Below are 13,116 nucleotides of genomic sequence, written 5' to 3' on the forward strand. Positions count from 1 at the left end.
ATGATTTATTTATGAGCTATAAGCCTTTAGAAAATGTCACCATCGTTTTTAGCACAGCGAATATTACCGTTTGTGCCGATGAGTGGGGCGATTTGTATTACACGACCGAAATTCCGGATGAATTTGTAAATCAGGGTGAGCCGTATCCCCGCTCCAAATGCAAGCCGATTATTGATCTGCCACCCGAACAATTTGATCATGTGTTGGCAATTTACAAGGAATTGCCGGATGACCTACTTGAGCACTTGATACGCGGAGAGGAGCAAGAAGATGCCTAAAAAAAGAACATTCTACTCCGAAGAAGAACGTAAAGCACATCACGAAAAGAAGCAAAGAGAAGCAGATTTGCAGATTCAGGAGCTCACAAAGCACTGGGAAAACGATCCCAAGGACGTCGCAGAATACCTCGCATTCAGCACTCAGTTTTACAAATATTCTTCACGAAACACAATGCTGATCTACCGGCAGCGTCCTGATTCCGTATTTATTGCCTCATACACACATTGGAAAGAACTTGGGTATTATGTGCAGGAAGGTGAGCATGGTGCTAATATTTATCGGCCGGAAACCACGCGCTATTTCAAGCCAAACGTGCCAAATCCAACATGGGTTCTTTTATCTAAAGCCTCGCCGGAACAACGCCATGAAGTTGAAATCGGCATGCTCGAAAGCCGTGATTTTACCTATTTCAAACCCTGCACGGTGTTCGATATTTCGCAGACAAATTGTCCGCCAGAAGACTACCCCAAGCTCTGCGGCGTAGGCTACAACAGTACGCAGCACAAAGATATTTACAACACTCTTTGCCTTTATTCTGAAGAAATCGGCGTGCCGGTATCCGAAGAAGATTTTGAAGGAATCGGCACACGCGGCGCTTATAACCCGCGCAACAAGCACATCCATATTAACCAATTACTCGGCGACACACAGAAGCTCGATACATTGTTGCACGAAATGTCACACCACCTTATGGGGCATAGTCCTAACATAGAAAAGCCTACCATGCAGCGTGAATTTGAAGCCGACGGTCTCTCTATTATGTTTGGAAAAACGTTCGGAATTGAGCCCAGTGACGCCCGAAAAAGCCACCTTGCAGCCTGCTACCAAGAGCTGCTTAAGGCACAGCCGGAAGTAAAAATCGATGCACTTTTGGCACCGGTTCGCGAAAAATTTCAGCAGCATATTGAGGCAATGGAACAGGAACTTTCTCTCGCAGGCGTAATACCGCAGCAAATCATTTCTTCCCAAAAAGCTGCTGAACTGAAGCGTGAACAGGCTATGAAAAAGGAGCCGACCGTAACCGTTATATGGACGGAAAGCAAGCGTCTGCACGACGGCCAGACCATGCGATTATCGCGTGCAAACGAACTCTTTAAAGCAATCGATAAGGCGCAGCAGAAGTACCCGAACTGCTACCACAAAGCAGCTTTTCGCATTGATTATATGCTGCACGGAGAACCGAGCAGCTATGAAGGCCGACAGAGTTTCGGCACCGGTGAAGGCAGTCTGATCGACCATATCAAGCGGCTAAATACGCTGTGCAACGAGAACCCGCAGTGGGAAAATTACTTGTTAGAAACAGGCGGCAGCGATGCACTTTTACAGGACAGACACGAAAAAGAATACATCTTAAACGAGTTCATTCCTTACTTAAATCTGCATGTTACGCTTTCCGAAATCGAACAGAGCGTTTCGGAAAAGCTCGGTGAAACCGATGAACTCACGCTCGAAAGAAGTGAGCAATTCGCCGCCTTGCAGCAAAATGTGCGTACTGTCCGTGCTATGCTGAACCAAGGTAATTACGATTTTTCCGTGGCACAAATCAATGAACTCTCTCCAAAATTCGCAGAATGGATGCGTCAAATCTCGAAAAAATCCATTCAGCAAAGCTCTGAAAATACGCTTACAAAAGAAGAAATCATACACGATTTTGAGCAAATCGCAACACAAAATCGTACAGAAATCAGGCAAGAACAGCATGAAGAATTCGAAATCACAATGCTATAAAACCGGAAGTACTTCCGGTTTTTCGGAGGAAAAATGGCAAACCCGGTTTTAATTGCGAAGCTCGCTTTGGTCGCAGCCGACCCCAAAACATGGCAAAAAATCATTATTGCCTGCATCTCTATTTTTATCATTTCCGCTGCACTGCTCGGCAGCTGCGGTGCAATGACTTTTACCGATTTAGGCTTCGACTGCTCGCAGCTTTTCTCTGCAAAACTGAACGAATACAGCGCTGTTTTTGACTCCGGTGCACGCATAAATGATAAGCTTCTCTATGCTGTGTACGCCAAAATCTTTGCGGATAACGACCGATTAAAGAACCAAACCGATGAGCTGATTGACTGCTTTGTTTCAGATGATAAGCTCTCCCCGCTAACCGATTCCGATGAAATTTTTGATAAAATCGAGCGCACGTTTGATCTCAAAATCAACGCATACATGCGCTCGCAACTGCTACGGCTTGCAGAGCAAATGCCCACCGGTTATGCCGACCGTTCTACGCTGATCCGTAACTTAAAAAGCAGCGATGGCAAAACAAATATCGGTCTCACCAACTTCGCAATAAACGCTCTGGATGCCGGTTCCGGCTACATCTATGGCGCTTACGGCCAAGACGTAACCATGGCATTTCTTAAGCAGCAGCAGTCCAGATTTTTCACGGATTCCGATGCAAATCTGACCAACAGCGAGGTCAATTTCATCTACGAAACCTACGGCGGAAAGCCTGCTTTTGACTGCATCGGGCTCATAAAAGCGTATGAATGGATTGATGAAGACACTGGCATTATCCGTTACCAATCCAATGGTTTCCGCGATGTCGGCGCAGACGGAATGTTCCGCAGCGCTGTCATTTTCGGTGAGATTTCCTCTATCCCCGATACACCCGGTTTGGCCGTTTGTATGAGCGGCCACATCGGTATTTATATAGGAAACGGTGAGGTAATTGAGGCCAAAAGCAACCACGACGGCGTAGTAAAAACGCAGCTCAGTGAGGGCAGTTGGACGTACTGGATGCAGTTGCCTGGCATTACATATTTGACCGGCGGAACACACCCATACGGCACTAAAAAGGTAACACTGGAGAACGGCAGAATTAAAGAAATCTCCGCCGGAATTGTAGCGGGAAAGGGTGAATTTGAGTGGCCTCTCCCCGCTCCTTACGGTAAAGATTACATCACTTCCGGCTCCGGTTCCCGGTACAATCCGGTCACCGGAATGTACGAAAATTCGCACGGTGCAATCGATATTGGTGCACCGGCAATGACCCCGATTTATGCAGCGGCCGACGGCACAGTTGTGATGAGCACTTGGCATGATTCCTACGGCAATTTCGTAAAAATCGACCACGGAAACGGGTGGTCTACCCTATATGCTCACCAAACAAAACGTGTTGCAAAAGTCGGCGAATCTGTATCTGCCGGTGATCTCATCGGCTACGTCGGAAGTACCGGGGATTCGACCGGAAATCATCTCCATTTCGAAATCAGATACAACGATAATAGGCTCGACCCTTTGCAATTCTTTGAGTGATCCACAATTTTGTGGGTATTCTTTCCTTACTAATAATCGGCACGCTTGGCGTGCCGACGACGAAAATTTTTGAAGAAAAAGAGGTCAAAAACAATGAAAAAACTCACCATAAAGCTCAATTTAGATGAGCGAAAATACGATGCACTGCACACCTTTTCAACACAAAAAGGCATCGATATTGACGCAGAATTCGTAGCGTATTTCGAGAAAATGTACAAGAAAATCGTTCCAAAAGCCGTGCGGGAATACATTGAAGGCACAACACTTTCAACCGTTTCTGATCCGGTTTCCGAAGAAAAGGTTATCAACAATGCCCCACAGCTTCAGCCGGAACCGGAGCCCGAAACCAAGTCAAATCCGATCTCAAACCCCGGTGGTTTCTGGTCGTAATATTTTTAAACTGTTTCGCATCTCGAAAACGCGCCAAAATCTCTCAAATCGGTGTCTTTTTAGAATGCAGGATAAAGCAGTAGTACCACTTCGTGTTTCTACTGCATCACAAACCCGCACAGTGTGCGGGTTTTCGGGTTTTAAAAAGTGGTACTACTTTTTGAACGGTAGTACCACCTTACCGCCTACTATTTCATAAAACAAACGAAATATTCAGATTTCAAGCCAAATTCCGGTGGTACTACTAGTGGTACTACTGAAATTTGAAGCAAAAGGAGATGCTATAAATTTAAAATGGCTACTGACAAAAAGAGGGTCTCAACGTACCTTGCAGATGATGAAGTCCGTATGTTAGATGCTATTGTTGATCTTTTGCACCTCAATCCACAAAACGGACGAAGCGAAGCAATTGAAGCAGCTTTGAAATTTTATTTCGCCTATTTGAGCAATCAAATGAACACAGACTACCTTTGCGGCATCTACGGCAGACAAGTCGAGGCGATTGTGCAGAGGGCAACAGACCGCATATCTTCGCAGCTCTTTAAACAAGCTGTTGAAACAAACATGCTAACACGTATCGTCGCATTCGAATACGAACTATCGAAAGATGAGTACGATAAAATGCGCAGCAAAGCTGTTGCAGCCGTAAAACGTTCCACCGGCCGCATTTCTCTGTTCGATACAATGCAGGGCAGTGAGGAATAAAGCCTTGAAATGATTTCACGAACACTGTATAATGGAGGTGAAAAATTAGAACATGGAAAAATTGACTCGAGTGTTGGAAGGTATTACGGCCACTTTGTGGGCAATAACCATTCTATATTCTATCTTTTTCTTTTCACTGGGAGGTTTTCTTTTGAACGATATTTTTCAAGAGATTCTAATTAGCTTAATAACTGGTGCTATTTCTTCTCTTGTTTTTACCTCGATTTCGTATTTTGCATTCTTACACAAAATTCCTGAAAAAACATATGAAAAAATTGAAAAGCTCTTAAATGATCGATTAGGCTACGAAACTACAAATCATAACGCTGTAATGGGTGCTCTTAATCCAAATAACGAAGTTTTGCTTAATTTAGTTTCAAAAGACCATCGAGAATTAAAAGTGCTTACGGGCGAGACCTTACAGCATCTACGTATGGAAAAAGCCGCTAAAGAAAATCGCGAGCATATATTGACCAACGCAGAAAAAGAAATCGATAAACATATTGAGAGTTTACGCGCTTTTTCCGACATCATGGTAAAGCAACAAGAAAGAATTGTGCATTTAGAGAAAGAAAATATGGAACTCAAAGAGCAAATTCAAAATTTAAATGCACAGCTAAATCAGCAGCATGAACAAAGCCAATATCACAAACACGAAAATGAACAAGATTTTGGAATGTATCTATAAGCAACGCTTTAGGAATAAGGAGGTGTCGCCATGCACTACACATTGATGCACAAAGAAATACCCGTAGTCGATATTGAACTGGACGATGCGTCCGGCGCGATTACTCGTGTGGATGACGTGCATAATGCTGCGCACATTCCAATCGGCATTGCGTACAAGAACGACATTCTCGACCGCAAGGCACTCAACAAATGGTGGTATGGGCGTTCCATTCCGGCAAGCCGTCAAGGCATCCAACAAGCGCTCGCTATTCTGCGTATCGGCAGCACGCAAGAGCTTATCGATAAAAGCTACGGACTTAGCCTTTCGGATCAGTATTGGATCAAGGAGAAAGGTTCCTCGTTGGAATGGGCTGAGATCAATTTTTTCACAAATGATTTTTCCCGTGACATCGGTGACATTCTTTTTGGCGGTCACAGCTCCAGTGCGAAAATCGATTTGATGTCCCCGGACAACACCTCCGATGGTTGGCTACGCAAAAAGTGGACAATCATCGACGGCAAGCGCTGCCTCATTAAAGGCGGCAGTGGCGTGACCCAACAGGAACCATACAATGAAGTTATTGCTTCTGAGCTGATGGAAAAGCTCAACATCCCTCATGTTCCCTATCGGATCATTATGCAGGGCGATTATCCTTACAGCGTTTGCGAAGACTTTATCGATGCGGACACAGAACTTATCTCTGCTGACTACATCATGAAGTCTCAAAAGAAAGCAAATCACCTCACGACATATCAGCATTACCTTAACTGCTGTGCCGCCTTTGGCATCTCTAATGCACAGCAAGCCGTAGATCAAATGATTGTCATCGATTATTTACTCGCCAATACTGACCGTCACTATAATAACTTCGGTGCGATTAGAAACGCCAACTCCTTAGAGTGGATCGGTTCTGCGCCGATCTACGACTCCGGTACATCTCTTTGGTGTAATACACCGACCAAACTCATCCGTCCGCTGGCCTCTGATTTGCCTTCAAAGCCGTTCAAAGAAACGCATGAGGAACAACTTAAACTCGTATCGTCTTTCGATTGGGTTAACTTTGAAGCGTTACAGCACTTTGGAAACCGTGTGTGCGAAATCTTCGCAGAGTCTCCCTACCTCGACTCCGAACGCTGTGTTTGTCTTTCGAGCGCATTAGACCAACGTATCGAACGTCTTGAAGGTTTGGCGCTAACCATGAACCATGAACAGCACCACAGTCCAAAAATTGAAGAAGAATTTGAAATCAAGCTGTAAAACCAGAAGTACTTCCGGTTTTTCCTTTTCTCATTGAAATCAAATTAAAAAGCTATTATAGTATTCTATATGAGGAGTGAACGACTATGAAGAAAAAGATCACAGCAATATTGATGGCGGCGGCGCTTACGGTATCGCTTGCGGCGTGTGCGGGCAGCAATACCGAAAGCGCCGTAACGGAAAGCTCCACATCCAGTGCGGTAAGCAGTACGGTATCGGAAAAGAACGATGCGAGCAGCAAACCGACTGCAAGCGCGAGCACCGCGAGTGCAAAGCCTACGGCGACGCCGGGTGCAAAAACAGGAAGCAGCAAAACCGAGAGTTCGAAGGGAAGCAGCTCGTCTGCCACGTCTAAAACTGAGAATAGCACAACGAGTAAGCCGTCGTCTTCAAGTTCTACCGGCAGCACAGCATCGAAGCCGAGTGCAACCGCAAAACCGTCTGCCACAACGAAGCCCAGCTCCGGCAACAACGCTGTGAGCAAGCCGTCCTCCGGCAGCAGCGCGACGGTAAAACCCTCAGCCACTGCAACGCCGAAGCCTACCGTAAAGCCGACCGCTGCACCGACAGCAAAGCCTACCTCTAAGCCGACTGCAACGACTAAACCTGCCACGAAACCCACAACCGCTCCGACGGCCAAGCCTACGGCAGCTCCTACAGCAAAGCCTACACCTGAACCGACTCCAGTGCCGACGCCAGAGCCGACTCCCGAAGAGCCTTACATTGTGACCGGAAGTATAATTGATGGATTATTTGACAGCGTTTCTGATGCCAGAGATTATGCTGAATCTGTATGGGGAGAAAAGACTCTCCCTGATGGTAGCTATGTTAACGGTTATGGATGGGAAGAAATTGTTTATTCTGATGGAACAGTGAAATATACGATTTATTGGTACTAAAAAAAGCCCACAGATTGACAAAATCTGTGGGCTTTCGTATAATAAGCCAGTAAGGCTTACTTTAAACGGTAGGCGGTTGCCCTCGAAAGTGCGCTTCGGCGTATAAAAGGAGGGTGAAATATTTCTTTTGCCCTCAATCCTATACTGGAAAGGGGGCGATGCAGATGTATTTAACAGTGAACGACTTTTGCCAGATTTGTCTGGTAATTATCGGCGCTTCGGGACTGATCGTTGCCTTGATTAGTCTGATACATGAGCTGAACAAAAAGAAATAAGCCGCCCCGTCCTGAGAAAACGAGCGGCTTGTTTCTGCTGTTATTCTGAGGGCTAACCGTCACCGGTAAGCCTTACACTTATATTATAGCAGGTTTCACAACATTGTCAACAGAGACCAACTCTACGCAAAAAATAGAACTGGAATTAGAGAATTGATTATATCAATTCTCTTTTTTTTTGGTGGAATTCAGGTCGCATACAAACGTTATGCTACCTTTTACATAAATATTTCTAGGAAAGGATTTGAGAGAGAATGAAAAGATTGAGGAAGCCGATCGCATGGATTCTATCGGTAATGATGATCCTCACAACTCTTCCGATCACAGCTCTTGCAGACGAAGTTACGCTAAGTGATAGTAGCTCATCTACTCTAACGGTAACATCTACACCAGAACTGGAAGTAACGCCGACTCCGGAACCGGAGGTAACGCCGACTCCGGAACCGGAAGCAACGCCGACTCCGGAACCGGAGGTAACGCCGACTCCGGAACCGGAAGCAACGCCGACTCCGGAACCGGAAGCAACACCGTCTCCGAAGCCGGAACAAGTTCCTGGATATCAGGTGGCAGAAACCGACCGAAACGGTGATTTTCTGTGGCCGGTCCCCGGATACGGCACGGTGTCGCAAGGATATGACGCAACAAAACACACCGGAATAGACATCAGTGCAGAACAAGGTGTTGCAGTAATCGCAGCTGCGGATGGCACCGTAAGCCACATACAGACGTGGGATGGTAGTACAACCACAGGCGATCAGTCCTACGGGAACATGGTGCAGATTACCCACGCCGACGAGAGAACAACTCTATATGCGCATCTCTCCAAGGTTCTTGTATCTTCTGGTGACTCCGTTAGTGCCGGGGAAACAATTGGATATGTCGGCAATACCGGTAACGCAGACGGCGCACACCTGCACTTTGAAGTGCGGCAGAGCGGACAGACGGTTGATCCTCGTCCGTTCATAACCGGAGGGAACCCGGAGGATCCGCAGAAAAAATTCGAGGAACTGCTTGAAAAGTATGGTGGCTACATCGCAGAAGATGGGCAACTGCGTACGTTAGATGGCCGTGAAGCCATTGACAAACCTCTTGCGGAAATTGAGGCAGAAGCCGGAATGAATGTTCCCGTGTTCTATGCCTCAAATGTCACAGTATCCGAGTCTCGCTCCACCTACCTGATAAATATCGGGTATACGACGGATGTTGAGGGAACAACAAACGGATGGGGCGGAAAAAGGATTAACGGGAAAGTCGCCTACTGTGTAGAGCATGGCATCGCCATTGGCCTGGGGGACAACGATGGATATACTTCTCTGAACCTAACCAGAGAACAGATGAACCGACTCACATTAATTGATTATTGGGGCCGGTACAAAAACATTGCCAATATCAAAGGATGCAGCGCTGTAAACTACAACTGGGATACCATCGAAGTGTCCGCTGAATACTTGGCTGAATTTTACTGCCAGCTGCTGATTTGGGAGACAATCAACAGCTTCGGAGGCGACTTTGTGGGTGCTTCGAGCGTGTCGTTCCAGAGCACGATAGGTGGTATGGAGAACATTGCTTCTCAATCTACCTACAATGCCTTCAAAAAGGCTGTCCTTGCGAAAGTAGACCAGTTCTACACAACGCCAAGTATCTCGGGTCAAACCGTGACTCTTAAAGTCGGTGAGTCCAAGACTCTTACAGATACTACCGGTGCTCTTGCAAACTATAAAGATGCTCCAATTTTAAATACTACAGGAATTTCTGTTACTAAAACTGGTAATAAAGTTACTTTAACAGCAAAAGGTACACCAAACGCCTCTGGTGTAGTAAGATTTGGCTACAATATTGATCGTGCCTATGACGATCAAGGCCCCGGTTATTATTACCAGCATCCTGTCAGTCAAGACGTCACAACCTGCGGTTTCAATGGTGGTGACCCAGCTATTATGACCCTGAATGTAAAAGTCGAGCTTGACGGCTCTATGAAGATCGTCAAGACCTCAGAAGATGGCAAGGTTTCCGGTGTACGGTTTCGCGTGACGGGTAACGGCGTGGACACAACTGTGCAGACTGGTACAGCCGGCACAATCATTGTTCCAAACCTGAAGGCCGGCAGCTACACGGTGACCGAGCTTGATGTGCCCGATCAGTACGTGCAGCCAAAGTCTCAGACGGTCACGGTTAAAGCCAACGAAACAGCAACGGTAAGCTTCACGAACGTGCTCAAAAAGTGGAAAGCAACCATCACAAAGGTGGACGCGGAAACCGGAGCCGCACAGGGCGATGCCTCCCTTGCCGGTGCAGTGTACGGCGTGTATCATGGCAGCGATCTCATTGACCAGTACACCACAAACGCCAGCGGACAGTTCACGACGAAAGAGTACGTATGCGGGGATAACTGGTATATTCAGGAGATTTCGCCGTCCAGCGGATACCTCTTGGATACTACGAAATACCCGGTCGGCGCTGAACCGGACAAGTATACGCTGGAGCATAACCAGATTCCAATCGGCGTTAAAGAGCAAGCCATCAAAGGCAAGATCCAGATACACAAGCAGTACGAAACCCTAGAAGGTACGCCGAAAGATGAGGCTGCCGCAGAATTTCAGGTCTACTTGAAATCCGCAGGCAGCTATGACAAGGCTAAAGCTTCTGAACGCGATACGATCATAACATCGGCCAGCGGCTATGCCGTAACAAAAAACATGCCGTATGGCACGTACATCGTCCACCAGACCAAGGGTGGTGCTGGCCGCGAATTTGTCGATGATTTTGAGGTCATGATTTCAGCAAACAACCAGACTTACAGTTACGAGCTTCTAAATGAACTCAAGAACGGCCAGCTGAAGATCATCAAGACTTCCGACGATGGTAAGGTTGAGGGCATTCAGTTCCGCGTAACGCGCCTTGCAGACCACTACAGCAAGGTATACACGACGGATGCCAGCGGCCTGATTCTGACCGAAGCCCTCCCGATCTTCGAAGATAACGAAGGCAAAACCAAGTATCAGTACCGCGTGGAAGAACTCGATACAAAGGAAACCTTTGGCTATGCTCTCCCCGATCCGCAGATCGTCACACTGGAAGAAGGCGACATTGCCGAAGTCAACTTCCACAACGTCCCGCTGGAGATCGGCACGATGGCAAAGTTTGAGGATGGCACGAAAGATACGCAGAGTGCGCAGGACATTGTGCTGGTGGATACCGTGCGCTATACCGGCCTGCAAGTCGGCAAGGAATACAAGCTATCCGGCGTTCTCATGAATAAGGCAACTGCCAAGCCGTTCCTTGATTTTGATGGGAATGAAGTGACCGCCGAAGCGACCTTCACACCGACGGATGCAGACGGCACAGTAGATGTGACGTTTATGTTCAGCAGCTTGCACCTCAAGCAAGACACAGAGGTGGTCGTTTTCGAAACGCTCTATCGTGAAGACATCGAGCTGGCAACTCATGCACAGATTGATGACGAAGGACAGACCGTTAAAATCCGCGTGCCGGAGATTGGAACGACAGCGACCTCTGAGGATGGCCACCGCGTCGATCCGCTCGGTGAGGTAACGATTTTTGATGAAGTATCGTATACCAATCTCAAGCCTGAAAAGGAATACACCGTATCCGGTGTACTCATGGACAAGGCGACCGGCAAAGCGTTTCTGGATGCCGATGGCAAAGAGATCAAGGCCGAAACCACCTTTACGCCGACGCAGCCGACCGGCACAGTGACGGTTGAGTTTGTATTCAACGCAACCAGCTTGCATGGCAAGGAAGTCGTGGCCTTTGAGACTCTTTACTATGAGGGTATCGAACTAGCAACTCATGCGGAGATCAACGATGAAGGGCAGACGGTCGAGCTGAAGAATCCGCAGATCAGCACCGTGGCTGTCACGGAAGATGGCAGCAAGACCACCCTTACCGCAGATGATGTGCAGATCACGGACACGATCTCCTACAGCGATCTGACAGTCGGTGTAGAGTATCGGATGACTGGTATCCTCATGGACAAGGCAACCGGCAAGCCGTTCCTTGATTTCGATGGGAATGAAGTGACCGCCGAAGCGACCTTCACACCGGCGGATGCTGACGGCACAGTGGAGTTGACATTCACTTTTGACAGCCGCCAGTTAGATAAAGATACAAAATTGGTTGTCTTTGATGAGCTGTATCGTGCCGACACGCTGCTGGCTGTGCATAAGGACATCGATGCGGAAGATCAGACCGTCGAAATCCGCGTACCGAAGATCGGTACGACGGCAACATTTGAGGATGGTGAAAAAGAAATTATCGCGAATGAAGAAATCACCATCATAGACAGCGTAGCTTATTCCGATCTCAAACCCGGCAAGGAGTACACCGTATCCGGTGTCCTAATGGATAAGGAAACCGGAAAAGCGTTCCTGGATATCAACGGGGAAGAGGTTAGAGCCTCAACCACTTTCGTCCCAGAAGAACCTACAGGTACAGTTGACGTGTTGTTTAAGTTCAATGCAGTCTTTGTACAAGACAAGACAGACATTGTTGTCTTCGAGGATCTTTATCATAAGGGCATCCAGCTTGCAACCCATGCAGAGATCAACGATGAGGGACAAACTGTAACGGTCAACCCGCTGCATGGCTCCATTATGACCACCAAGGTAAACGCAGACGACCCGACAGATAAAATCTCCGGTGCGACGTTCGGCGTTTACTCTGATGCAGACGGTGACGGCATCTTCAACGCTAAGACCGATAAGCTCGTTGGCACGCTTCAGGAAGGCGACACCGGCGTTTATACGCTGGATTCCCTCCCTTACGGAAAATTCTTTCTACACGAGGACAAGGCTCCTGAGGGCTTCGTACAGGACAACATCTACTATCCGTTTGAGATTAAAGAAGACGGGCAAATCGTAAACTTTGAGACTGTTCCCGGCAAAGATTTCCCGAACAAGCCGATCAAAGGCACTGTCACCACCACAAAGGTGGATGCTACCAACCCGCAGCACAAGCTTTCCGATGCAGTGTTTGAAATCTACCGCGATGCAGACGGTGATGGCCGCTACACAGAGGGTGTAGATACGCTCATCGGCCGTATGGATGAAATAGAAACCGGCTTCTATTCCCTCTCCGACCTTGTTTACGGAAAATACCTGATTTACGAAGCACAGGCTCCGGCAAACTTCGTGCGCGATACGATCTACTATCCGTTCTCTATCACAGAAGACGGCCAGACCGTGACGTTTGAAACGATCCCGGGCAAGGACTTCCCCAATAGCCCTGTTCCTAACCGCCCGAAGACCGGCAGCAGCCGCAGTGTTCTTCCCTACATTGCTTTTGCCGGTTCTGCTTTAGGTTTGACTACCGTACTTCTGGTTCGCCGCAAAAAGAGCAAATAAATTTTGAATAGCATTGCAAAAAG

Annotated in this window: 10 protein-coding genes and 1 pseudogene; 10 read left to right on the top strand and 1 reads right to left on the bottom strand. The window is 47.4% G+C overall.

The features are described 5' to 3' along the window. The first annotated feature begins 11 nt into the window (after positions 1 to 11). The 7 genes from ACI0CA_RS10780 (at position 12) to ACI0CA_RS10810 (ending at position 6,556) form a co-directional block, all read left to right on the top strand. A complete protein-coding gene (locus tag ACI0CA_RS10780) occupies positions 12 to 278 on the top strand; it encodes a hypothetical protein (RefSeq protein ID WP_308449909.1) in 267 nt (88 codons plus the stop codon). Beyond that, entirely contained in the window at positions 271 to 2,007 is a 1,737-nt protein-coding gene (locus ACI0CA_RS10785) for an LPD25 domain-containing protein (protein ID WP_308449910.1), read from the top strand. The genes ACI0CA_RS10780 and ACI0CA_RS10785 overlap by 8 nt, the downstream gene beginning before the upstream one ends. A gap of 33 nt (positions 2,008 to 2,040) precedes the next feature. After that, positions 2,041 to 3,534 (top strand): peptidoglycan DD-metalloendopeptidase family protein, encoded by a 1,494-nt coding sequence (locus ACI0CA_RS10790; RefSeq protein WP_308449911.1) that lies wholly within the window; start codon positions 2,041 to 2,043, stop codon positions 3,532 to 3,534. Positions 3,535 to 3,627: 93 nt separating this feature from the next. Next, entirely contained in the window at positions 3,628 to 3,924 is a 297-nt protein-coding gene (locus ACI0CA_RS10795; RefSeq protein ID WP_308449912.1) for a hypothetical protein, read from the top strand. 294 nt (positions 3,925 to 4,218) lie between these two features. Then, entirely contained in the window at positions 4,219 to 4,629 is a 411-nt protein-coding gene (locus tag ACI0CA_RS10800; protein WP_308449913.1) for a hypothetical protein, read from the top strand. Between the two features lie 52 nt (positions 4,630 to 4,681). After that, positions 4,682 to 5,317 (top strand): hypothetical protein, encoded by a 636-nt coding sequence (locus tag ACI0CA_RS10805; RefSeq protein WP_308449914.1) that lies wholly within the window; start codon positions 4,682 to 4,684, stop codon positions 5,315 to 5,317. A 30-nt stretch (positions 5,318 to 5,347) separates the two neighbouring features. Further along, positions 5,348 to 6,556, top strand: coding sequence for a HipA domain-containing protein (locus ACI0CA_RS10810; protein ID WP_308449915.1), 1,209 nt, complete (start codon positions 5,348 to 5,350; stop codon positions 6,554 to 6,556). Between the two features lie 55 nt (positions 6,557 to 6,611). Here the strand turns inward: ACI0CA_RS10810 and ACI0CA_RS10815 are convergent, their stop codons facing one another. Beyond that, positions 6,612 to 7,169: a hypothetical protein gene (locus tag ACI0CA_RS10815; protein ID WP_343284726.1), complete on the bottom strand. Its 558-nt coding sequence runs from the start codon at positions 7,167 to 7,169 to the stop codon at positions 6,612 to 6,614. Positions 7,170 to 7,281: 112 nt separating this feature from the next. On the opposite strand from ACI0CA_RS10815, the gene ACI0CA_RS10820 reads away from it, so the two are divergent. The 3 genes and pseudogenes from ACI0CA_RS10820 (at position 7,282) to ACI0CA_RS10830 (ending at position 13,093) form a co-directional block, all read left to right on the top strand. Further along, entirely contained in the window at positions 7,282 to 7,455 is a 174-nt protein-coding gene (locus tag ACI0CA_RS10820; protein WP_308449917.1) for a hypothetical protein, read from the top strand. A gap of 574 nt (positions 7,456 to 8,029) precedes the next feature. Beyond that, positions 8,030 to 8,671: pseudogene (locus tag ACI0CA_RS10825) on the top strand (peptidoglycan DD-metalloendopeptidase family protein); the annotation flags it as partial. A 186-nt stretch (positions 8,672 to 8,857) separates the two neighbouring features. Continuing rightward, on the top strand, positions 8,858 to 13,093 hold the full coding sequence (locus ACI0CA_RS10830) for a VaFE repeat-containing surface-anchored protein (protein WP_446807078.1): 4,236 nt from the start codon (positions 8,858 to 8,860) through the stop codon (positions 13,091 to 13,093). The last annotated feature ends 23 nt before the right edge of the window (positions 13,094 to 13,116 follow it).

This window comes from Hominenteromicrobium mulieris, assembly GCF_046197855.1.
GTDB lineage: Bacteria > Bacillota > Clostridia > Oscillospirales > Acutalibacteraceae > Hominenteromicrobium > Hominenteromicrobium mulieris.

Excerpts from the sequence above, each read along its gene's own strand:
- ACI0CA_RS10785 (WP_308449910.1), top strand. The coding sequence starts at position 271 with ATGCCTAAAAAAAGAACATTCTACTCCGAAGAAGAACGTAAAGCACAT.
- ACI0CA_RS10805 (WP_308449914.1), top strand. The coding sequence starts at position 4,682 with ATGGAAAAATTGACTCGAGTGTTGGAAGGTATTACGGCCACTTTGTGG.
- ACI0CA_RS10790 (WP_308449911.1), top strand. The coding sequence starts at position 2,041 with ATGGCAAACCCGGTTTTAATTGCGAAGCTCGCTTTGGTCGCAGCCGAC.
- ACI0CA_RS10800 (WP_308449913.1), top strand. The coding sequence starts at position 4,219 with ATGGCTACTGACAAAAAGAGGGTCTCAACGTACCTTGCAGATGATGAA.
- ACI0CA_RS10780 (WP_308449909.1), top strand. The coding sequence starts at position 12 with ATGAGCTATAAGCCTTTAGAAAATGTCACCATCGTTTTTAGCACAGCG.
- ACI0CA_RS10795 (WP_308449912.1), top strand. The coding sequence starts at position 3,628 with ATGAAAAAACTCACCATAAAGCTCAATTTAGATGAGCGAAAATACGAT.
- ACI0CA_RS10810 (WP_308449915.1), top strand. The coding sequence starts at position 5,348 with ATGCACTACACATTGATGCACAAAGAAATACCCGTAGTCGATATTGAA.